23 protein-coding genes are annotated in these 21,181 nt (G+C 29.2%); 22 read left to right on the forward strand and 1 reads right to left on the reverse strand.

Features of this window, described 5'->3' with window-relative positions; translation table 11 throughout:
- The first annotated feature begins 19 nt into the window (after positions 1–19).
- The 10 genes from BN3265_RS04270 (at position 20) to BN3265_RS04315 (ending at position 8,939) form a co-directional block, all read left to right on the forward strand.
- Positions 20–997 carry a V0D/AC39 family V-type ATPase subunit gene (locus tag BN3265_RS04270; RefSeq protein ID WP_058990319.1) on the forward strand — a complete coding sequence of 326 codons (978 nt, stop codon included), beginning with the start codon at positions 20–22 and terminating at the stop codon, positions 995–997.
- A 4-nt stretch (positions 998–1,001) separates the two neighbouring features.
- Complete coding sequence (locus tag BN3265_RS04275) at positions 1,002–1,874, forward strand: V-type ATP synthase subunit I domain-containing protein (protein ID WP_058990320.1); 873 nt, start codon at positions 1,002–1,004, stop codon at positions 1,872–1,874.
- Positions 1,875–1,889: 15 nt separating this feature from the next.
- Complete coding sequence (locus BN3265_RS04280; RefSeq protein ID WP_058990321.1) at positions 1,890–3,305, forward strand: V-type ATP synthase subunit I; 1,416 nt, start codon at positions 1,890–1,892, stop codon at positions 3,303–3,305.
- Positions 3,306–3,315: 10 nt separating this feature from the next.
- Positions 3,316–3,741 carry an ATP synthase subunit C gene (locus tag BN3265_RS04285; protein WP_058990322.1) on the forward strand — a complete coding sequence of 142 codons (426 nt, stop codon included), beginning with the start codon at positions 3,316–3,318 and terminating at the stop codon, positions 3,739–3,741.
- Between the two features lies 1 nt (position 3,742).
- Entirely contained in the window at positions 3,743–3,979 is a 237-nt protein-coding gene (locus BN3265_RS04290; protein ID WP_058990323.1) for a V-type ATP synthase subunit F, read from the forward strand.
- A gap of 14 nt (positions 3,980–3,993) precedes the next feature.
- Positions 3,994–4,614, forward strand: a complete 621-nt coding sequence (locus BN3265_RS04295) for a hypothetical protein (RefSeq protein WP_058990324.1) — start codon at positions 3,994–3,996, stop codon at positions 4,612–4,614.
- The gene (locus BN3265_RS04300) at positions 4,598–6,349 is read left to right on the forward strand and encodes a V-type ATP synthase subunit A (RefSeq protein ID WP_058990325.1); all 1,752 of its coding nucleotides are present in this window, start codon (positions 4,598–4,600) and stop codon (positions 6,347–6,349) included. The genes BN3265_RS04295 and BN3265_RS04300 overlap by 17 nt, the downstream gene beginning before the upstream one ends.
- Positions 6,346–7,719, forward strand: a complete 1,374-nt coding sequence (locus BN3265_RS04305) for a V-type ATP synthase subunit B (protein ID WP_058990326.1) — start codon at positions 6,346–6,348, stop codon at positions 7,717–7,719. The genes BN3265_RS04300 and BN3265_RS04305 overlap by 4 nt, the downstream gene beginning before the upstream one ends.
- Positions 7,712–8,335 (forward strand): V-type ATP synthase subunit D, encoded by a 624-nt coding sequence (locus tag BN3265_RS04310; RefSeq protein WP_058990327.1) that lies wholly within the window; start codon positions 7,712–7,714, stop codon positions 8,333–8,335. The genes BN3265_RS04305 and BN3265_RS04310 overlap by 8 nt, the downstream gene beginning before the upstream one ends.
- Before the next feature lie 67 nt (positions 8,336–8,402).
- On the forward strand, positions 8,403–8,939 hold the full coding sequence (locus BN3265_RS04315; protein WP_058990328.1) for a TIGR01440 family protein: 537 nt from the start codon (positions 8,403–8,405) through the stop codon (positions 8,937–8,939).
- 35 nt (positions 8,940–8,974) lie between these two features.
- On the opposite strand, the gene rodA is transcribed toward BN3265_RS04315, so the two are convergent.
- On the reverse strand, positions 8,975–10,150 hold the full coding sequence (gene rodA / locus BN3265_RS04320) for a rod shape-determining protein RodA (protein ID WP_058990329.1): 1,176 nt from the start codon (positions 10,148–10,150) through the stop codon (positions 8,975–8,977).
- 150 nt (positions 10,151–10,300) lie between these two features.
- On the opposite strand from rodA, the gene nth reads away from it, so the two are divergent.
- The 12 genes from nth to BN3265_RS04380 all read left to right on the forward strand — a co-directional run bounded on the left by nth (position 10,301) and on the right by BN3265_RS04380 (position 21,180).
- Positions 10,301–10,891 (forward strand): endonuclease III, encoded by a 591-nt coding sequence (nth, locus tag BN3265_RS04325; protein ID WP_058990330.1) that lies wholly within the window; start codon positions 10,301–10,303, stop codon positions 10,889–10,891.
- Positions 10,888–11,721, forward strand: coding sequence for a Cof-type HAD-IIB family hydrolase (locus BN3265_RS04330; protein ID WP_058990331.1), 834 nt, complete (start codon positions 10,888–10,890; stop codon positions 11,719–11,721). Before nth ends, BN3265_RS04330 begins: the two co-directional genes overlap by 4 nt.
- Entirely contained in the window at positions 11,714–12,184 is a 471-nt protein-coding gene (locus BN3265_RS04335) for a tRNA (cytidine(34)-2'-O)-methyltransferase (RefSeq protein ID WP_058990332.1), read from the forward strand. Before BN3265_RS04330 ends, BN3265_RS04335 begins: the two co-directional genes overlap by 8 nt.
- Positions 12,185–13,111, forward strand: coding sequence for a thioredoxin-disulfide reductase (trxB, locus tag BN3265_RS04340; protein WP_058990333.1), 927 nt, complete (start codon positions 12,185–12,187; stop codon positions 13,109–13,111).
- Positions 13,112–13,186: 75 nt separating this feature from the next.
- Positions 13,187–14,194, forward strand: coding sequence for a type I glyceraldehyde-3-phosphate dehydrogenase (gene gap / locus BN3265_RS04345; RefSeq protein ID WP_058990334.1), 1,008 nt, complete (start codon positions 13,187–13,189; stop codon positions 14,192–14,194).
- Positions 14,195–14,242: 48 nt separating this feature from the next.
- Positions 14,243–15,439 carry a phosphoglycerate kinase gene (locus BN3265_RS04350; RefSeq protein WP_058990335.1) on the forward strand — a complete coding sequence of 399 codons (1,197 nt, stop codon included), beginning with the start codon at positions 14,243–14,245 and terminating at the stop codon, positions 15,437–15,439.
- A gap of 9 nt (positions 15,440–15,448) precedes the next feature.
- Positions 15,449–16,201, forward strand: a complete 753-nt coding sequence (gene tpiA, locus BN3265_RS04355; RefSeq protein WP_058990336.1) for a triose-phosphate isomerase — start codon at positions 15,449–15,451, stop codon at positions 16,199–16,201.
- Positions 16,202–16,218: 17 nt separating this feature from the next.
- Positions 16,219–17,514, forward strand: a complete 1,296-nt coding sequence (gene eno, locus BN3265_RS04360; RefSeq protein ID WP_058990337.1) for a phosphopyruvate hydratase — start codon at positions 16,219–16,221, stop codon at positions 17,512–17,514.
- Positions 17,515–17,621: 107 nt separating this feature from the next.
- Complete coding sequence (secG, locus tag BN3265_RS04365) at positions 17,622–17,849, forward strand: preprotein translocase subunit SecG (RefSeq protein ID WP_058990338.1); 228 nt, start codon at positions 17,622–17,624, stop codon at positions 17,847–17,849.
- A gap of 77 nt (positions 17,850–17,926) precedes the next feature.
- Positions 17,927–20,050 (forward strand): ribonuclease R, encoded by a 2,124-nt coding sequence (rnr, locus tag BN3265_RS04370; protein ID WP_058990339.1) that lies wholly within the window; start codon positions 17,927–17,929, stop codon positions 20,048–20,050.
- The gene (smpB, locus tag BN3265_RS04375; protein WP_058990340.1) at positions 20,031–20,474 is read left to right on the forward strand and encodes an SsrA-binding protein SmpB; all 444 of its coding nucleotides are present in this window, start codon (positions 20,031–20,033) and stop codon (positions 20,472–20,474) included. The genes rnr and smpB overlap by 20 nt, the downstream gene beginning before the upstream one ends.
- 4 nt (positions 20,475–20,478) lie before the next feature.
- Positions 20,479–21,180 carry an ABC transporter ATP-binding protein gene (locus tag BN3265_RS04380; RefSeq protein ID WP_058990341.1) on the forward strand — a complete coding sequence of 234 codons (702 nt, stop codon included), beginning with the start codon at positions 20,479–20,481 and terminating at the stop codon, positions 21,178–21,180.
- Position 21,181 lies beyond the last annotated feature (1 nt).

Below are 21,181 nucleotides of genomic sequence, written 5' to 3' on the forward strand. Positions count from 1 at the left end.
ATTTAAGAAAGAAGGCTTTATGAAAGCTTATGTAGTTAAAGCAAAGGCTAAATATGGCAAATTACCTAGTAAAGAAATTTGCAGAGATTTATTATATGAAGATAGTTTTGAAAGAAAAATAGATATAATTCGAAATAATAACAGTGAAATACCTAACGTTAATTCGAAAAAAGATTTAGAGATATATCTTTCAAACAAATTATACGATGATATACATTCATTTTTGAAATTTTTAAAAGGTGAAGAGAAAAATTTCTTTTTAAAATATATTTCAAGTTTTGAAGTTCAGCTTATGCAATTAATAGTTCAAGCTATAATCAATGATCATTTAACGGACAGTTTGGATATTATTAAAAGAGAAAAATTTTCTCATGATATAAATGTATCAAAAGATGATGATTTTAAAAGTTTCATAGAAAAATCTAAACAAACAAGATATTATAGAACCCTCTTTCCGTTTTTAAATGAAAACATGGATAGGGATTCCATAATATTTTTAATTTCAAATGCTCTAAACAAATTTTATTATAGGGACCTTTTGTATGAATGTAAAAAACTTCCAAAAAAAATTGAAAATGAGCTTAGAGATTTTATCGGAAAAAAGATTGATATTTTTAATATAGAAATGGTATTTAGGTTAAAAAACTACTTTGTATTAAATGATTATGAAATATTCAATTATTTGATTGAAGGTGGTAAATATTTTAAAACTGACGATTTAAAGAAAATGTCAAATTTATCATTGGATGAGTTTAAAGAAGAGATTTTAAATAGTCAATATAAAGATTTATTCTTATCGACTTATAATTTTTATAAGGCAAAAGAAGATTTACTAAGTGAAAATTCCAAAAAATTGGGAAATTCAAAGTTTGATTTATTAAAGTTAATTTATATGGTTGATATGATGACAATTTCAAATAAAAATATAACTAGTATTTTAGAATTTGATGAAACTTTTGATAAGGATGAAAAGAAGCACTATATAATAAAGAGGTGATAATATGGCTGTCGAAAAAATGCACTTGGTTAATATTATGGCAAGACTTGAAAACCTAGACGATTTTCTTGAAGATTTGATAGATATAGATGAATTTGACCAAGTTGATGCTTTTAGACAAATACAAAACAGAGAATTTTCTATTAGGGCAAGCGAAGAAAATATTGATAAAACTGAAGATTTTAATGATCTAGAAAGTTTTGAAAAAGTTGATTCTTCCTTTATAAAAGATCTTGAAGATATAGAAGAATTTTTAAACCTTGAAGATTCATCTGACGGCAAAAGAATTAATGAAGAAAAACTTAGAGATTTACTAAAAGTTTTTGAAGAAAATATAGAAAAGAAAAAAGAATTAGAAGAAAGAAACCAAAAGCTCGAACAATACATTAATAACCTACAAGCCTTGGAAAATGAAGAAATAAATATTAATAAGATAAGAAATCTAAATTATTTTAATTACAGGCTTGGAGAAGTTAGTAAGGATGGTAGGTTTATTTTAAAAAATAACTACGAATCTATACCGTCATTAATTATTCACTTACAAAAAAATGATCCAGATATTAATATAAATAAGGAAGCTTTAAAGAGTATCTATAGTATTGATGATGAAACAAGTAAATTAAGAAGTGATACTGATAATATTATCAAAAATGAAAAAGATAACGTCAATAATGTAAGTGTTGATTTGAGCAAACAATATGAAAAGAAAACTAAAGATGATTCGAGTAAAATTTATGATGACATTTTAAAACAAGCTGATTTGAAAAATAAAGAAATAGAAAAATTCTATGATAAGAGAAAATTAGAAAGTGGAAAAATTTTTGATTCTATGAAAGATAGCATAGTTAAAGAATTTTTTGAAAAAATTATTAGTTAGGAGAAAGGAGGTTTTATGAAATTATTGGAGAGATTGGGTTTTAAAGATAAAAATAATAATAATTTAAATCAATCAATTGAAAGTGGTAATGAAGACTACCTCTTAGTTTATCCTAAAAGCGTAGAAGATGAAGTAAATAGAACAATATCATCTCTTGGATTTATTGATAAAGAAATTCCAGAAAAGTCAAGTCTTGAGCAAATTAAAAAAGAATATAAAGAAAATCAAGAAAAGCTTAAAGAAATTGACAAGAATCTTGAAAAAATTAAAGAAGAAAATATAGAAGACTTGAAAAATCTTCCAAAGACAATTGATTTCTATAAAAAATCTTCTAAACTTAAGGAAAAAATGCTAAAGGGAAGAAAATATTTTTATTTATCAGGATGGGTTCCACAATCTAAATTACAAGTGGTAAAGGATACAGTCGACAAGTATGAAGATAGCTTAGTCGACCAAAAAAAAAATAGCCAGACAATAGCTAATCCACCTACTAAGTTAAAAAACAATAAGATAGCTAGGCCATTTGAATTTTTGGTAAATATGTATGGTGCTCCAAATTACAATGAACTTGATCCGACAGGATTTTTTGCAATAACTTACATGCTCTTGTATGGATTGATGTTTGGAGATTTGGGACAAGGTCTTATATTTGTTCTAGCTAGCTTTTTAATAGAAAAGAAAAGTAAAATCTTTGGTCAATTAGTAAGAAGAATAGGGTTTTCAGCATCATTTTTTGGTTTGATGTATGGGTCCTTTTTTGGAATTGAAGATTTAATACCAACATTATTAATAAAACCATTTGATAATATTTTAAAAGTCTTAGTTGCTTCAGTTGCTTTTGGAGTTATTTTACTTCTCATATCCTATATTTTAGGAATATATAACAAACTTCACAAGCAAAAAGATTTGGAAGAAGGAGTTTTTGGAAAAGAGGGTATAGCAGGATTAATTATGATGATTTCATTTATTTTAATTATCCTAAATATAGTAAAAGTAAATCCTATACCTATGCCTGTTTCTATAATCTTACTTATTTCATCAATAGTTTTGATGATATTTAAGCAACCAATTTCAAGAAGACTTTTAGATATGTATCCAATATATGATCAATCAAGTTCTGATTATTATATTGAAAGTTCATTTTCTATAATTGAAGCCTTGCTTTCAGTTTTCTCAAATCTAGTTTCCTTTACAAGGGTTGGTGCTTTTGCAATAAATCACGTTGGTTTATATATGGCATTTGAAGTTATGAGCAAACTTGTCGGTGGTGGATTTATAGGAATAATAATTTTAATATTTGGAAATATTTTAATTATTGGTCTTGAAGGAATGATAGTTTTCATTCAAGGATTAAGGCTAGAATTTTACGAAATGTTTAGTAAATATTACAAGGGAGATGGACAAAAGTTTAGTCCAATAAGTAAATTATAAGGAGATAGTAATGATTTTAATTTCAATATTAGCATTAGCATGCGTAGTAATAACAATTTATTCAGGTTTATACTTATTAAAAAATAACGAAGACACATCAAAAGAAAAAATTAGAAAAGCATTAAAAATTAATTTATCAACATTTGTACCAATAATGGTAATGATTTTGGTTTTAGTTTTACCAAACGGTGTAAGGGCAGCTGCAGCAGGAAATGCGAGCGAGGCTGGTAATGGTTTAAAATATATAGGTGCAGCCTTATCAACAGGTCTTGCAACAATAGGTACAGGATATGCAGTAGGACAAGTAGGATCAGCTGCTCTTGGAGCAATATCAGAAGATGCTTCAATTCTTGGTAGAACAATAATTTTCGTAGGACTTGCTGAAGGTATTGCAATCTTTGGTGTAATTATTTCTATAATGATTTTATTCGCTTAAAATGAAAGCAAAAATTATAACAAATGATATGTCTTTTCTTCTTGGTTTTAGGCTGGGAGGGATAGATGGTCAAATTGTAGAAAATAAAGAAGAAATATCTTATAATTTCAAAAAATTTACTAAAGAAAAAGACTTGGCTTTAATTATTTTCTCGAAAGATTGTTATGAAAAAATTAAAGAAGAAGTTGAAAATTATAGGGTTGAAAATGCTACTCCTTTAGTGGTAGTTTTGGATTAGTAAAGGAGACTTAAATGCTTGATTTAAGTGCAAAAATTTCAAGTTTTAGAAAAATGGTTTGGTCAAATGAAAAAAGAAAAAGTGAAAAGCAATTGTATGACTCAACTGAATATTCTTCAAAAACTTTAAATGAAATAAAAAATAATTTAGAAAATAATTATAATAAATATATGGAAAAAAGAGAAGAATTTGCTAAAGCGAGAAAAAATGAAAAGATAGCAAATACTTCTCAAATAAAAAAAACTTCTTATTACAAGTTTAAACAATCACTATTAAACCAATTAATTGAAGAGATAAAAGAAGAGTTAAAAACTTACAGCAATAGTGATGAATATAAGAGAAAACTTGTGAAAGAAGCAAATGAAGTATATAAAAATTTATCAGAAGATAATAAAGATTTAATTTTATGTGTTAAAAAATCTGACCAAAATTTGTTTGATTTTAATACAGATATGATGGATGATTCTAAAATTGGTGGATTTGTTATAAAAAATAAAGATTTTACCTACCAATATGATTATTCTTTAGAAAAAAAATTAGATAATTATAAATACGAAATTGGAAGTAAATTTTATAAAATAATTTCTGATGAGTTTGAAAAAGAAATGGAGGATGGTGATGACTCCAACAATTAAAACAATAAATGGTCCAGTAATAGAAGCAAGAAATGCATCAGATTTAAAAATTAGAGAGATGGTTACCGTTGGTGATTTAAAACTTATCGGTGAGGTTGTATCCATTAATGGATCTTATGCAACAATCCAAGTTTATGAAGATACATCTGGTCTTAAGGTAAATGATGAAATAATTAAAACTGGTAGGCCCTTATCAGTAAGACTTGGACCTGGCATGATTGGAAATATGTTCGATGGAATTCAAAGACCTCTTGATAAAATTGCAGCAAAACACGGATCTTTTATTCCATCAGGACTTGGCCTTTCAAATCTTGATGAAGAGAAAAAATGGGATGTAAAAATAAAGGTTAAAGTTGGTGATAAAATAAAAAAAGGCCAAATTTATGCAACTATTGATGAAAGTCCCATAATTGAGCATAGGCTTATGTCAAATTTTGACGGTGAAGTTGTAGAAGTTTCAGCTGATGGAAAATATACAATTGAAGATGTAGTTGTAAAAGTCAAAACTGATGAAAAGATTGAAAATTTAAAACTATATCAATATTGGCCAGTAAGAATCCAAAGACCTATTAAAAGGTCAAAATCTTTAAAGGAACTTCTTCTTACAGGTCAAAGAGTTTTGGATATATTTTTCCCTATTGCAAAGGGAGGAACAGTTGCGATTCCAGGTGGTTTTGGAACTGGAAAAACAATGCTTCAACACCAATTAGCTCAATATTCCAACGCCGATATAATTATTTATATCGGATGTGGTGAACGTGGAAATGAAATGACCCAAGTTCTTGAAGATTTTCCTGATCTTATTGATCCAAATACTGGAAGAGGTCTGATGGAGAGAACAATTCTTATTGCAAACACTTCAAATATGCCAGTAGCTGCAAGAGAGGCAAGTATTTATACTGGAATTACTATGGCTGAGTATTTTAGAGATATGGGTTATGATGTTGCTTTGATGGCAGATTCTACTTCAAGGTGGGCAGAAGCCTTAAGAGAAATTTCTGCAAGACTTGAAGAAATCCCAGCTGAAGAAGGATATCCTGCTTATCTTGGTTCAAGACTTTCACAATTTTATGAAAGAGCAGGAGATTTTGAAAATTTAAATGGCAGTCGTGGATCTGTTACTTTGATTGGTGCAGTTTCTCCGACAGGTGGAGATTTTTCTGAACCTGTAACAGAAAATACTAGAAGAAGTGTAAATGTATTTTTGGGTCTTGATAAAAATCTTGCCTATTCTAGACATTACCCAGCTATAAATTGGCTAACATCATATTCAAACTACCTAAATCAAATGTCAGATTATTATGAAAATATTACAGGCGAAGATATAGTTTCACTTAGAAATAAAATGATGGAAATTTTAACGGAAGAAGATAAGCTTCAATCAATTGTAATGCTTGTTGGAAAAGATTCTTTATCAAATAAGCAAAAAAATCTTTTGGATGTTGCCAGTATTTTAAAAATAGCATATCTTCAACAAAATGCTTTTAATGATATTGATAAATATGTACCATTGGATAAGCAAATACAAATGTTAAAAGTTATAGAAAATTATTATAAATTTTCAAATGAAGCGATAGATAAGGGCATATCTTATAAAAATCTTTATAATAAATCTTTAATCTCTAAGATTAACTCAATGAAATATGATATTAAAAATGATGAAAATGAAAAATTTGTAGAATTAAACAATTATATTCGCTCATATTTTCAAACATTAGAAGAAGGTGAAAAATGAGAAAGCAATATACTAGAATTAAAAAAATAGAGGCGTCAATAATTGAAATTGAAAAAGTTGAAGATATTGCCTACAACGCAGTTGTAAAAGTTCATACTCTGGGAGAGGATTTTATAGGGCAAGTTGTAAAAATTGATGATGATACTGTAACAGTTGAAGTTTATGGTAATACTCAAGATTTTTCTCTAAATGATATTGTTGTAGAATTTGAGGAAAAACCTCTAGAAATTCCCTTAAATGAATCTATTTTGGGTAGAACTTTTAATGGAATAGGACGACCTATTGATGATGGTGGAGAAATTTATTCTGAGAAATTTTATTCAGTTGAAGGTAATCCACTAAATCCTGTAGCAAGAGAGTATCCTAGAAACTTTATCCAAACAGGAATTTCATCAATTGATATTTTGACAACTTTAATTCGTGGACAAAAACTTCCTATTTTTTCTGGATCTGGAATGCCACATAATGAAATTGCTGCACAAATTGTTAGACAAGCAAAATTAAAAACTGATGAGGATTTTTGCTTTGTTTTTGCTGCTATGGGAATCAAAAAAGATGAAGCCATGTTTTTTGAAGATGCTTTTACCAAAGCAGGTGTAAAAGATAAGGTAGTAATGTATGAAAATTTGGCAGATGATCCAATTATGGAAAGATTAATTACTCCAAAATGTGCACTTACAGCTGCTGAATATTTAGCTTTTGAAAAAAATAAACACGTTTTGGTAATAATTACAGACATAACTTCTTATTCTGAAGCTCTTCGTGAAGTTTCTTCTATAAGACAAGAAGTTCCTTCTCGTAAGGGATATCCTGGATATTTATATTCAGATCTTGCAAGTTTATATGAAAGAGCTGGCATGATTGAAGGAGTTAATGGATCAGTTACCTTGATTCCTATTTTAACCATGCCAAACGATGATATAACTCATCCAATTCCAGATTTAACTGGTTATATAACCGAAGGACAAATTGTAATTGATAGGAGTTTAGATCAAAAAGGAATTTATCCACCAATAAATATTCTTCCTTCTCTTTCAAGACTTATGAAAGATGGAATTGGTGAAGGATATACTAGACAAGATCACGAAGATTTGATGAACCAATTATATGAATCTTATTCAAAAGTTCAAGAAATCAGAAGTATTTCTCAAATTGTTGGGGAAGATGATTTGTCTGATGTTGATAAGTCATATTTGGAATTTGGAAAAGATTTTGAAAATAGATTTTTAAGTCAAGATTCTTATGATAATAGAAGTCTTGAAGAATCTTTGGATTTAGGATGGGATATTTTGAAAATTTTACCTATTGAAGAAATTCATAGGGTAAGTCCAGAAAATAAAGAAAAATTCTTGGGAGTTAAAAATGACTGAAACTAAATTTGCTCCAACTAAGGCAAATTTGATGAAGGCAAAAAATCAACTTAGTCTTATCAAAGAAGGCTATGATATTCTTGATAAGAAAAGAAAAGCCTTGATTGGTCAATATAACGCCAAAATAAATCAAAGAAATGAACTGAATAAAGTAGTAAATTCTTATATAAAAGTCGTTAAAAAAAATATAAAAAAAGCTATAGTTACAACTGGGGAAGATAGGCTAAAATCTATTGCCTTATCTGTTCCCTTAGATGAATCAATTACTCTTAAAGAAAAAAAGTTTATGCAAACTAAGATTTTTGAGATAAATTTTGATGAAAAGAAACTAGACTTATCATATTCATTAAATCTAACAAATTCTTTGTTTGATGAAGCTTTACTTTCTTTAAATGATTTGAAGGAGAAAGTTTATAAATTAGCTGAACTTGATACTACGATAAAAAATTTGGACACTGAGATAAAAAAGACTTCTAAAAAAGTAAATTCTTTAGAAAAAGTTCAAATTCCAAATTACGAAGCTATTATAAAATTAATTTCAGGTCAAATTGAAGAAAGAGAAAGAGAAGAATTTTCTAAGACAAAAATAATTAAAGATAAAAAAGTTAATAAGTAAAGGTAGATGATTATGTCATCTATCTTTTTTTATGGGTATATTTCTAATATAAGGATTAGGAGGGATTATGGAAGATATAAAAAATGAAGTTAAGAAAGCTTGTTTAGAAATTTTAGAAAAATCTAATGCTAAAGAGGGGGAAGTTTTTGTTCTTGGTGGATCTTCTTCTGAAATTTGTGGCTATAAAATCGGTTCACATTCTAGTGAAGAAATTGGTGAGGTAGTTGTAAAAACTCTGCTTGAAATTTTAAATGAGAAAAAAATATTCCTAGCTGTTGGAGGATGTGAGCATATAAACAGGGCCATTGTCATTGAAAGAGAACTTGCATTAAGAGATAGGTATGAGATTGTTTCTGTTGTACCACAAATTCATGCTGGCGGATCTTTTGCAACGGCTGCTTATAAAAATTTTAAAGATCCTCTTGTAATTGAACATATAAGTGGAGATTTTGGTATGGATATTGGAGATGCTAATATTGGTATGCATATTAAATTTGTTCAAGTTCCACTTAGGTTGGAAATAAAAAATATTGGATCTGCTCATTTGACTGCTTTAAGGTCAAGACCCAAATTAATTGGTGGAATAAGGGCAAGATATGAATAAAAAAACCTTGCAAATTAATTTTTGCAAGGATTTTTTTATTTGTTTCTAGATAAATTTATTTTTCTATTTTTTGTATTTTTAAATTTTATTGTTTCATAATCGCTAGTGTCTTCTATATCATAGGATGATTTTTGCATTGATGCTGATAAAGCAAGTCCAATATTTATAAAACAAATTAATAAAAATGTTCCTCCTGATGAGAAAAATGGTAGAGGAATTCCTGTTACAGGCATAAGTCCTATGGTCATTGCCACATTTTCAAAGATATGGACAAAAAACATAGCACAAATTCCAGAAACCATTAGAGAAATGAAAGTGTTTTTAGATTTTTTGCTTATAATTAAAAGCCTATAAATCATAATTACAAAGGCTATCAACATAAAAAGGGCTCCAATAAAGCCTAATTCTTCTGCAAGAACTGAAAAAATAAAATCACTTTCTTTTTCAGGAATGTATCCGTATTGGGCTTGGGTTCCTTTCATAAAACCTCTTCCTGTAAACATTCCAGAACCAATTGCTATAAGTCCTTGTTGTTGTTGCCAACCACTTCCAGATGTATCTCTCGATGGGTCTAAAAAGTCATGAATTCTATCTGCCTTATATCCTTCTAAATTTAAAAACAATAACAAGGCTCCAACTATAGCTACTGACAAAAGTCCAATAATCCACTTCCAAGAAAGACCTGCCAAAAATAACATTACAGCAATAAAGAAAATATAAACCATTGCTGTACCAAAATCTGGCTGCAACAAAATAAAAATTATTGGTGCAAAGGCAAAGGCTAAAGTTTTTAATAATCTTGACGGATCATTTATGTCATTTTTGTATTTTTCCAAATAAGCTGCTAGGGCAAAAATAATTCCAACTTTTGTAATTTCTGATGGCTGTATTTGAACAGGTCCAAGTATTAACCAGGAATTTGAACCCCATCTTTCAGCTCCTTGTCCTAGAAAAATTGTTAAAATTAAGAGGAGTAGGGAAATTCCATAAATAGGATAGGCTGCTTTTTTTAAAACATCCATGTCCATTGTACAAATTAAAATTATAAATAAAAAACCTAGAATGCTTGCAAAAATTTGACTTCTAATTGCTAAAAAATCTCCTGAAAAGGCAGAATAAAGGACACAAAGTCCAAATATGCTCAAAAAAGTTACGCTTATAAACAAAAGCCAGTCAAATTTTTTGAAATCTTTTTTCTTAATATTAAACATTAAATCACTCCAATTCAAAATCAATTATATAATAGACGCAAAATTTCTTCAATTAATATTTTAGATTAAGGGTATAATGATAAAACGATAAGAGGTGATATTATTTTAAATAAAATTCAAATAAAAGATCTTGTAAGAAAGCTTGATTGTATGTATCCAAATTTGGACAAAAGTTTTTTGGATTTTACAACTCCATTTGAACTTTTGGTTGCGACGATTTTATCCGCCCAATGCACTGATGTTAGGGTAAATAAAGTTACAGGTCATATGTTCAAATTTAAAAATACGCCAGAAGATTTTGCAAAAATGGATATAAAAGAAATTGAAGAGTATATAAAAACTTGCGGTTTATACAAAAATAAGGCGAAAAATATTAAAAACGCATCAATAATGTTAATAAGAGAATTTGATGGAAAAGTTCCAAATAATATGGAAGACTTATTAAAACTTCCAGGAGTTGGAAGAAAGACTGCTAATGTTGTAATGAGCAATGCTTTTGGAATTGATGCAATTGCAGTTGACACCCATGTTCAAAGAGTTTCAAATAGGCTTGGACTTGCAAATAGCAAGGACGTTTTAAACACAGAAAAAGATTTGAGAAAAAATTTGCCAAAGGAAAAATGGTCAAAGCTTCACCATCAAATTATTGCTCATGGGAGAAAAATTTGTAAGGCTAGAAATCCTCTTTGTGAGGAATGTGATTTAAAAGATTTGTGCGAAGATTATAAGGAGAGAAGATGATTAAATTATTTGCCATGGACTTGGATGGAACAAGTCTTGATAGTAATTCAATTTTAAGAGATGAGACAATTAAAGCCTTAAAAAAATTGGATGAAAACGGAATAAAATTTGTTTTTACATCAGGAAGAGCTAGACCATCTGTTGGATATTTAATGGGTTTAACAGGAATTGATAATCCATTAGTTACAAATAATGGGGCCTTAGCCTATATAGATAAGGAAAAAATTATATATGAAAATCCTCTAAAACATGAAGAAGTTGAAGAGCTAATTAAATTTAGTGAAGAAAATAAACTTTTTTATCAGTTTTATGACCTAGACACATACTATTCAAACAGAATTTGGCCTGAAAGATTTGATCATTTAGAAAATAATTCTTCATACGGAATGAACTATCAAGTAAATTTTTCTTTTTCAACTGACCCGTTAAAAGAATTAGAATTAAGAAATAATTCAGCCTTTAAATTTCAAATATTTCCAAATATGAAAAACCCAGAAGAAGAAAGAAAAATCTTGGAAAAAGTTAATCTTATGGATTTATATCCAACTACATCATCATATGGAATGATAGAAATTATGCAAAAAAATGTAAATAAATTTAACGCTCTAAGTGAAATTGGTAATTTTTTGGGTATAAGTAATGAAGAAATGGCAGCTATTGGTGATCAAGACAATGATATACCTATGCTTAAAAATGTAGGCCTATCTTTTGCTGTGGGAAATGCAATTGATGAAGTAAAAGAAATATCTGATTATATAGTTTCTACTAATGATGATTTTGGCCTTGTAGAGGCAATAAATATAGTTTTGGAGAAAAATTCTAATGTTTAACGTAGTATTAATTTCGCCAGAACATCCAGGAAATGTAGGAAATATTTCTAGAACTTGCGTTCTTACAGAATCAAGACTTCATTTAATAAGACCTTTTAAATTTGATTTTTCTGATAAAAGTTTAAAAAAAGCAGGAATTGATTATTGGGATAAGCTTGATTTAGTAGTTCATGATTCTATGGAAGAATTTTTAACATATGTTAAGGATAAAAATATCTATCTAATTGAAACTGGAAGTGATAAAAATTATGCAGATATTTCATACAAAGATGGAGATTTTATAATTTTTGGTAGGGAAAAAGAAGGAATTGATAAAGAAATTTTGGAAAAGTTTAAGGATAGGGTTTATACAATTCCAATGACTAATAAATTAAATAGGTCATTAAATTTAGCAAATTCTGTTGCCATAGTTTTATATGAAGGACTTAGGCAAAATAATTTTTTAATAAATAGGGGTGATTAAATGTTAGATGTAATTATAATAGGTGCAGGTCCAGCTGGACTTACAGCAGGACTTTATGCAGGAAGAGCAAAGTTAAAAACATTAATTTTAGAAAAAGATATAGCAGGCGGACAAATCGCTACAACTGAGCATGTGGAAAATTATCCAGGATCAATGAAAGATGCTGGAGGACTTGCCTTATCAGATAGGATGGAAGAGCAAGCTAAAGAATTCTGTGATATAAAGTACCAAGAAGTTACAAAAGTTGAACTTTTGGGAGATATTAAAAAAGTTTATACAAAAGATGAAGTTTATGAAGCAAAAGTTGTAATTTTATCAACAGGTGCAAGTCACAGAAAATTAAATGTAAAAGGCGAAAAAGAATTTGCAAATCTTGGCGTTTCATATTGTTCAACTTGCGACGGTCCATTTTACCAAGGTCTAGATATATATGTAGTTGGTGGAGGAGAAGCTGCCCTCGAAGAGGCTTTATTTTTAACAAAATTTGGAAAAAGTGTAACTATAATCCACAGAAGAGAAGGACTTAGGGCAAGTCAAACTGTAATTGATAGGTGTAAAGAAAATGAAAAAATTTCATTTTTACTAAATTATACAGTTGAAGAAATTAAAGGCGATAGCGAAGTAAAAGAATTAATCTTGAAAAACACCCAAAATAATGAATTAAAATCAATAAAAAATATTGATGATAGTCCAATTGGGGTATTTGTATATATAGGAAATATTCCTCAAACAGATTTATTTAAAGACCAAATAAAACTTGAAAACGGATATATTCTAACAGATGAAGACATGAAAACAAATGTTAAGGGCGTATTTGCAGTAGGTGACACTAGGGTTAAAAAAATTAGACAAATGGTAACAGCTGCAAGTGATGGATGTATTGCAAGTGAAATAGCTAATAAATACATTGAAGATGGTAAGTGGTAGAACTAACTTGACAAAAAAACGACAATCAGTAAAATAATAATTGTAAAACACATGAAAAGCACTTAGGAGGAAATAATGACAACAAAAGTAGCTATTAATGGATTTGGAAGAATAGGACGTCTAACACTAAGAAGAATTTCTGAAGTTGAAGAAAATATTGAAGTTGTAGCAATCAATGACCTTATTGACAAAAAAGGTTTATTATATGCATTTAAATATGATACAGCTCAAGGAAGATTTAACGGAGATGCTGAATTAACAGATGATGGATTTAAAATTAATGGTAAAGATATAAAAGTTTTTGCTGAAAGAAATCCAGAAGATCTTCCTTGGAAAGAATTAGGTGTTGATATTGTGCTTGAATGTACAGGATTCTTTACAGAAAAAGAAAAAGCTGAAGCACACATCAAAGCTGGAGCTAAAAAAGTTCTAATTTCTGCACCAGGAAAAGGTGACTTAAAAACAATCGTATATGGCGTAAACCATGAAATCCTTGATGGATCAGAAACAGTAGTTTCTGGAGCAAGCTGTACAACAAACTGCTTGGCACCAATGGTTAATGTATTGAAAAATGAATTTGGATTTGTTTCAGGACAAATGTCAACAATCCACGCTTACACAGCAACACAAGCTATTCAAGATACACCAGCTTCTAAAAAAGATTTAAGAGGTGGAAGAGCTGCAGCACAAAATACAATCCCAGCATCAACAGGAGCTGCAAAAGCAGTAGGAAAAGTACTTCCAGAAGTTGAAGGAAAAATTGATGGATCTGCATTAAGAGTTCCAACAATAACAGGATCAATTACAGAACTTTATTCAGTACTTGAAAAGAAAGTTACTGTAGAAGAAGTTAACGCAGCAATGAAAAAATACTCATCAGATGCATTTGCTTATACAGAAGACGATGTTGTATCAAGCGATATAATTGGATACCCAGCAGGTTCAGTATTTGACTCACAACTTACAAAAATAGTTGAAGGAGCAAACGGAACACAACTTGTTAAAACTGTTGCATGGTATGACAATGAAATGGGATATGTATCTAACCTAGTAAGAACACTAGATTATTTAGCAAATCTTTAAGAATTGAACAGGCGAGATATATTCTCGCCTTTTTTTTAGAGGAGAATTATGAATAAAAAAACAGTAAAAGACTTAAATGTAGACGGAAAAAAAGTTTTAGTAAGAGTAGACTTTAATGTTCCTTTATCAAAAGATGGAAATAACACAATTTCTGATGATACAAGAATAAAAGCTGCCCTTCCAACAATTGACTACCTATTAGAAAATAATGCAAAAGTTATTTTGATGAGCCATTTGGGAAGACCAAAAGGAGAAGCAAATCCAGAATTTTCACTAAAACCAGTAGCGAAATGGTTAGAAAATCATTATGGAGAAAAATTCCATTTTTTACCATCAGACACAGTAGTTGATGAAAAAGTAAAAGCAGAAGTAGAAAAACTTGAAAATGGAAATCTTGCCTTACTTGAAAATACAAGATATGTAAAAGGCGAAACAAAAAATGATCCAGAATTTGCAAAAGAATTATCATCACTTGCTGATTTATTTGTAAATGATGCTTTTGGAACAAGTCATAGAGCTCACGCATCAAACGTTGGTGTAGCAAGTAATCTTGAAAGTGCCGTAGGATTTTTAATTGAAAAAGAAATAAAAATTATGGGCAAGGCTCTAGAAAATCCAGAAAAACCATTTGTTTCAATCCTAGGTGGAGCAAAAGTTTCAGATAAAATTGGTGTAATTGAAAATTTAATTTCAAAAGTTGATTATATTTTAATCGGTGGAGGAATGGCTTATACTTTCCTTAAAGCTCAAGGAAAAGAAATAGGAAAATCTCTACTTGAAGAAGATAAGATGGATTTATCTTTAGAATTAATCAAAAAAGCTGAAGCTAACAATGTAAAAATTCTATTACCAAAAGATGTTGTCATAGCTGATGATATTAAAGAAGATGCTGAAACTGAAATAGTAGATATCGATGATATTCCAGAAGATAAAGAAGCACTAGATATAGGACCAAAAACAGCAAAAGAATATGCAGATATTATAAAAGATGCTAAAACTGTTGTATGGAATGGACCTATGGGAGTATTTGAAATAAAAGTATTTGCAAATGGAACTAATGAAGTTGCAAAAGCTTTAGCAGAATCTTCAGCTACAACAATTGTTGGTGGAGGAGATAGTGCTCTTGCTATCGAAGAAGCAGGATATAAGGATAAAATAACTCACGTATCAACAGGTGGTGGAGCAAGTCTTGAATTTTTAGAAGGAAAAACTCTACCAGGAATTGATTGTATAGATGAAAAATAAGGAGTAAATATGCGTACACCTGTAATAGTAGGAAATTGGAAAATGAATATGACTCCTAGCGAAGCAAAATCTTTGCTAGAAGAATTAGTAGAACTTGACCTTGATGAAAGTGTAGAAAAAGGTGTTTGTGTACCAGCAATAGATCTTTTGCTTGCAAGTGAGATTTTAAAAGATTCAGATATTAAATTTGGTGCTCAAAACATGTACTTTGAAGAAAGCGGAGCTTTTACTGGAGAAATTTCTCCAAAAATGTTAAATGACATAAAAGCTGATTACGTAATTTTGGGTCATTCTGAAAGACGTGAATACTTTAATGAAGATGATGAATTAATAAACAAAAAAGTTCTATCAGCTCTTGATCACGATATAGTTCCAATTCTTTGTGTTGGTGAAACTTTAGAAGAAAGGGAAGCTAACAAACAAGAAGAAAAAGTAAAAGATCAACTTGAAAAAGACCTTAAAAGCATTGAAGGATCAGATATAACAAAAGTTATAATTGCCTATGAACCAATCTGGGCTATAGGAACAGGAAAAACAGCTTCAGCAGAAGATGCTGATGATATGTGTGCTTTTATAAGAAATTATATAAAAGAAGCTTTCTGTGAAAATTGTGCAGAAAAAATTAGAATTCAATATGGTGGATCAATGAAACCAGCTAATGTAAAAGAATTATTAGCAAAAGAAAATATTGATGGTGGACTAATAGGTGGAGCAAGCCTTAAAGCAAGTGACTTTGAACAATTAATTAATCACAAAAAATAAAAATATAAGGAGATATTATGAGCTTAATAACAAGTGTATATGCTAGACAAATTTTAGATTCAAGAGGAAATCCAACAGTAGAAGTTGAGGTTGTAACAGAAGATGGTGGTTTTGGTAGAGCAAGTGTACCATCAGGAGCATCAACAGGTGAATGGGAAGCTGTTGAATTAAGAGATGGAGATAAAGATTATTATTTAGGAAAATCTGTTCTTAAAGCAGTTGATAATGTAAATGAAATTATAGCTGAAGAATTAGAATTTACCTACGATGTTTCTGATCAAGTTGGTATTGATAGAGCAATGATTGAACTTGATGGAACAGAAAATAAAGCAAAATTAGGTGCAAATGCAATTTTAGGTGTTTCTCTAGCAGTAGCAAAAGCTGCAGCTGATGAACAAGGTGTTTCACTATATAATTATATTGGAGGAACAAATGCAAAGCTTCTTCCAACACCAATGATGAATATCTTAAATGGTGGAGAACATGCTGATAACTCAGTAGATATCCAAGAATTTATGATTTTTCCACTAGGAGCTGAAAGTTTTTCACACGCTTTACAAATGGGTGCAGAAGTATTCCACAGCCTTAAAAAAGTTCTTTCAAACAAAGGCTACAATACAGCTGTAGGTGATGAAGGTGGATTTGCTCCAAACTTAAAATCAAATGAAGAAGCTCTAGAAATTATTTGTGAAGCTATAAAAGAAGCTGGATATGAACCAGGAAAAGATGTTTATATAGCTATGGACTGTGCATCTAGTGAATTTTACAACAAAGAAGATGGAAAATATCATTTAGATGGAGAAGGAACAGTTAAAACAGAAGATGAAATGATCGACTGGTTAGAAGAATTAGTAGAAAAATATCCAATTATTTCTATCGAAGACGGTCTTGATGAAAATGACTGGGAAGGATGGGCAAAACTTACACAAAGACTTGGCAAAAAAGTTCAATTAGTAGGTGATGACTTATTCGTAACAAATACTAAAAAACTTGAAAAAGGAATCAAAGAAGGCGTAGCTAACTCAATTCTTATAAAGGTAAATCAAATCGGTTCATTAACAGAAACCTTAAATGCTATTGAAATGGCAAAAGAAGCAGGATATACCGCAGTAGTTTCTCATAGATCTGGTGAAACAGAAGATACAACAATTTCAGATTTAGTTGTAGCTGTAAATGCTGGACAAATCAAAACTGGTGCCCCATCAAGAACTGATAGGGTAGCTAAATACAACCAACTTCTAAGAATTGAAGATGAATTGTTTGATACAGCACAATTTAAAGGTCTAAAGGCTTTCTATAATATTAAAAAATAATATTATTATTACAATTAGAGGGGTAAAATAATACAAAGCCCCTCTTTTTAATTGTAATATTTAATTTTTTGTGATATTATTAAATAGTATGAAAACGGAGGTGTCAGATGACAACAGTATTATCAGTATTATTGATGATAGCTTCTGTAGTTTTGGTTATAGCTGTAACCTTACAAGAACCAAAAACTGATGGACTTGGAACACTTGCTGGCCAAGAAACAAACGTGTTTGGTAGAAGCGCTCATAGATCAAAAAATGAAATGTTAGATAAAGTTGTAATTTTTGCAGGAGTTGTCCTATTTTTATTAAGCATAATACTACTTGCAATAAGCTAAGGGGTTTAGTAAAGATTTTTAATTTGTAAGAAAGATTAAAAAGGCTTTTACTAGCCTCTTTTTTAATAGGAGAAAATATGAATTTTAAAGATTTAATTTTAAATATAGTAAATGATGAAAATTATAAACCAATGACTATAAAAGAAATGCTAAAGTATTTGGATTGTGATAAGTATATAAAAAAAGATGTAAAAAAAATAATAAAAAATATGGCTAAAGATAATGAAATAAAGATTAGTTCAAAAAAGAAAATTCATCCCTTAAATATTGAAGATAAATCTTTAATTGGAGAAATTTCTCTTGCCCAAGGTGGTTATGGATTTTTTATTTCAGATAATAAGGACTACAAAGATGTTTTTATTTCTCAAAAAAACCTTAATTCTGCAAACAATAAAGATAGGGTTAAGATTAAAATTATAAAAAACAAGGAATATGGGAAAAATGCTGAAGGAAAAGTTGTAGAAATTATTGAAAGAAGTGCAAATAAAATTGTAGGTTTGTATCAAAAAAACAAGGGATTTGGCTTTGTAATTAGCGATAATGATAGTATTTTAACAGATATATATGTGGATGAGAAATATTCTAAAAAAGCTAAAACCAATGATAAGGTAGTTGTAGAAATAATAAAATATCCTAAAAATGGGTCGCCTGAGGGAAAAATTATTGAAGTTTTGGGCAACAAAGATGATTCGAATGTGGATTTGTATTCTATAATAAGATCTCATGGATTAAAAGACAATTTTTCTAAAAAAACAAAAAAAGAAGCAGTTTTTATAGAAAAAGAAGTGGATTTAGAAAAAGTTAAAGATAGAAAAGATTTGAGGGACTTATTTACAGTTACAATTGATGGTAGAGATTCCAAAGACTATGACGATGCAATTTCTATAGAAAAAGACGATAAAGATTATATTTTATATGTCCATATAGCTGATGTAAGCCATTATGTAAAAGAAAAAAGTGCAATTGATAAGGAAGCCTATGAAAGAGGAAATTCTACCTATCTTTATAATCTCGTTTTGCCAATGCTTCCAGAAGAACTTTCAAATGGAATATGCTCTTTAAATCCAAATGAAAATAGGCTTGCTCTTAGTTTAAAAATGAGAATAAATGATACTGGAAAGGTAATTGATTATAAAATATATAAGTCCATAATAAAATCAGATTATAGGCTAGTTTATGATGATGTAAATGATTATCTAGAAGGAAAAGAAAAAACATATGAAGATGAAATTTTATTAGAAAAATTGAACTTGTTTGATGAATTATATAAAATTTTAAGGAAAAAAAGAGAAAAAAGAGGATCAATAGATTTTAATTTTACAGAAAGTCAAATTGATGTTAGTGATGATGGTGAAGTTTTAAATATTTCAATTCTTGAAAGAGGACCTGCTAACAAAATGATTGAGGAATTTATGCTGGTATCAAATGAAACTATAGCAAGTTTATTTGCCTTTATGGACTTTCCTTCTCTTTATAGGATTCATGAAAAACCAAAAGATGAAAAGGTTGAATCATTTAAAAATATTTTAAATACATTAGGTTATAATATAAAAGGAAAAGAACTTCACCCAAAAGATTTTCAAGAAATATTAAAAGAAGTTTCAGGAAAAGATGATGAAAGCCTTGTAAATATGCTAATGTTAAGAACTATGACTAAGGCAAAATATGTAAATTATAGGGATATGCATTTTGGACTTGCGACTAAATTTTATACACATTTTACAGCTCCCATAAGAAGATATCCTGACCTTATAGTTCATAGACTTGTAAAAGATTTTGTAGATAATAAACTTTCGAATATTAACCAAGCATCATTGGAGAAAAAATTATCAAAGAATGCAGAACACTTATCTATAACAGAAAGAAACAGCGAAGAATGTGAAAGAGATGTTGAAGATTTATATAAGTGTAAATATATGAAAAGATATATTGGCGAAAAATTTGAAGGGATAATTTCATCAATTACAGATTTTGGCATATTTATAGAGCTTGAAAATACTGTTGAAGGATGTTTTATGTATAAATTTTCTGAAGATCATTTTGAGTATATTGAAGATAAACTGACTTGTGTAAATACTGAAAATAATAAAAGATATAAGATAGGTCAAAAAGTTTTAATAGAAGTTAAAAATGTTGATCTTGAGAAAAGAAATATAGATTTTGATTTGATGGAGGGATTATTTGAAAATACTAGCAAATAATAAAAAAGCAAGGCATGATTATTTTTTGGAAGAAAAATATGAGGCTGGAATTGAATTAAAGGGAAATGAAGTAAAAAGTATTAGAGAAGGTAAAGTTTCAATAAAAGAATCTCACGTTGGAGATTATAAGGGAGAATTATTTATTTATAACATGAATGTAACTCCATATAAACAATCTTACGAAAAAAATATTGACCCAATCAGGACTAGAAAACTTTTACTTCATAAAAAAGAAATTGATAAATTAATTGGAAAAGTTTCTCAAGCAGGCTATACTATGATAGTAAATAAAATTTACCTAAAAGAAGGCTTGATAAAGGCGGAAATTGCTCTTGCAAAGGGTAAAAAAATCTATGATAAGAGAGAAACAATAAAGAAAAATGATGCTAAAAGAAAAATAGAAAGAGCACTTAAAAATTATTGATATTATGGCATATATAGAATTAAAAAATGTTTATAAATATTTTACAGTTGGTAAAAATAAAATTATAGCTAACAAGGACATAAATTTATCAATTGACCAAGGTGAGCTTGTTATAATTGTTGGTGCAAGTGGTGCGGGTAAAACTACCCTTCTAAATTTGATTGGTGGAATGGACACTTTAAGTGATGGGGAAATTATTGTAGATAATAAGAACCTATCAAAAATGAAGGAAAAAGACCTCACAAGGTATAGGAGAGATGATGTAGGTTTTGTTTTTCAATTTTATAATTTAATTCCAAATCTAACTAGTATTGAAAATGTAGAATTAGCTAGTGAAATTGCAAAAAATAATATGAATGCTAATGTGGCTCTTGATGAAGTTGGTCTTTCAAATAGAAAGGACTCTTTCCCATCTCAACTTTCTGGTGGAGAGCAACAAAGAGTTGCCATAGCTAGAGCTATAGCCAAAAATCCTAAACTTTTATTATGCGATGAGCCAACTGGTGCTCTAGATTATAAAACTGGAAAATCAATTTTAAAATTACTTCAAGATACTGCAAAAAACCTAAATACAACTGTAATTATAATAACTCACAATGGTGCAATAAAAGATATTGCGGATAAGGTTTTCGAATTAAAAGATGGAATGATTGTAAATTCTTATAAAAATGAAAATCCAAAAAATGTTGAAAATATAGAGTGGTAAA

The organism is Anaerococcus rubeinfantis (assembly GCF_001487145.1).
Lineage (GTDB): Bacteria > Bacillota > Clostridia > Tissierellales > Peptoniphilaceae > Anaerococcus > Anaerococcus rubeinfantis.

What these genes read in the sequence shown, in the direction of transcription:
- BN3265_RS04270 (WP_058990319.1), top strand. Translation starts at nt 20, where the DNA reads ATGAAAGCTTATGTAGTTAAAGCAAAGGCTAAATATGGCAAATTACCT.
- BN3265_RS04275 (WP_058990320.1), top strand. Translation starts at nt 1,002, where the DNA reads ATGGCTGTCGAAAAAATGCACTTGGTTAATATTATGGCAAGACTTGAA.
- BN3265_RS04280 (WP_058990321.1), top strand. Translation starts at nt 1,890, where the DNA reads ATGAAATTATTGGAGAGATTGGGTTTTAAAGATAAAAATAATAATAAT.
- BN3265_RS04285 (WP_058990322.1), top strand. Translation starts at nt 3,316, where the DNA reads ATGATTTTAATTTCAATATTAGCATTAGCATGCGTAGTAATAACAATT.
- BN3265_RS04290 (WP_058990323.1), top strand. Translation starts at nt 3,743, where the DNA reads ATGAAAGCAAAAATTATAACAAATGATATGTCTTTTCTTCTTGGTTTT.
- BN3265_RS04295 (WP_058990324.1), top strand. Translation starts at nt 3,994, where the DNA reads ATGCTTGATTTAAGTGCAAAAATTTCAAGTTTTAGAAAAATGGTTTGG.
- BN3265_RS04300 (WP_058990325.1), top strand. Translation starts at nt 4,598, where the DNA reads ATGACTCCAACAATTAAAACAATAAATGGTCCAGTAATAGAAGCAAGA.
- BN3265_RS04305 (WP_058990326.1), top strand. Translation starts at nt 6,346, where the DNA reads ATGAGAAAGCAATATACTAGAATTAAAAAAATAGAGGCGTCAATAATT.
- BN3265_RS04310 (WP_058990327.1), top strand. Translation starts at nt 7,712, where the DNA reads ATGACTGAAACTAAATTTGCTCCAACTAAGGCAAATTTGATGAAGGCA.
- BN3265_RS04315 (WP_058990328.1), top strand. Translation starts at nt 8,403, where the DNA reads ATGGAAGATATAAAAAATGAAGTTAAGAAAGCTTGTTTAGAAATTTTA.
- rodA (WP_058990329.1), bottom strand. Translation starts at nt 10,150, where the DNA reads ATGTTTAATATTAAGAAAAAAGATTTCAAAAAATTTGACTGGCTTTTG.
- nth (WP_058990330.1), top strand. Translation starts at nt 10,301, where the DNA reads ATGTATCCAAATTTGGACAAAAGTTTTTTGGATTTTACAACTCCATTT.
- BN3265_RS04330 (WP_058990331.1), top strand. Translation starts at nt 10,888, where the DNA reads ATGATTAAATTATTTGCCATGGACTTGGATGGAACAAGTCTTGATAGT.
- BN3265_RS04335 (WP_058990332.1), top strand. Translation starts at nt 11,714, where the DNA reads ATGTTTAACGTAGTATTAATTTCGCCAGAACATCCAGGAAATGTAGGA.
- trxB (WP_058990333.1), top strand. Translation starts at nt 12,185, where the DNA reads ATGTTAGATGTAATTATAATAGGTGCAGGTCCAGCTGGACTTACAGCA.
- gap (WP_058990334.1), top strand. Translation starts at nt 13,187, where the DNA reads ATGACAACAAAAGTAGCTATTAATGGATTTGGAAGAATAGGACGTCTA.
- BN3265_RS04350 (WP_058990335.1), top strand. Translation starts at nt 14,243, where the DNA reads ATGAATAAAAAAACAGTAAAAGACTTAAATGTAGACGGAAAAAAAGTT.
- tpiA (WP_058990336.1), top strand. Translation starts at nt 15,449, where the DNA reads ATGCGTACACCTGTAATAGTAGGAAATTGGAAAATGAATATGACTCCT.
- eno (WP_058990337.1), top strand. Translation starts at nt 16,219, where the DNA reads ATGAGCTTAATAACAAGTGTATATGCTAGACAAATTTTAGATTCAAGA.
- secG (WP_058990338.1), top strand. Translation starts at nt 17,622, where the DNA reads ATGACAACAGTATTATCAGTATTATTGATGATAGCTTCTGTAGTTTTG.
- rnr (WP_058990339.1), top strand. Translation starts at nt 17,927, where the DNA reads ATGAATTTTAAAGATTTAATTTTAAATATAGTAAATGATGAAAATTAT.
- BN3265_RS04380 (WP_058990341.1), top strand. Translation starts at nt 20,479, where the DNA reads ATGGCATATATAGAATTAAAAAATGTTTATAAATATTTTACAGTTGGT.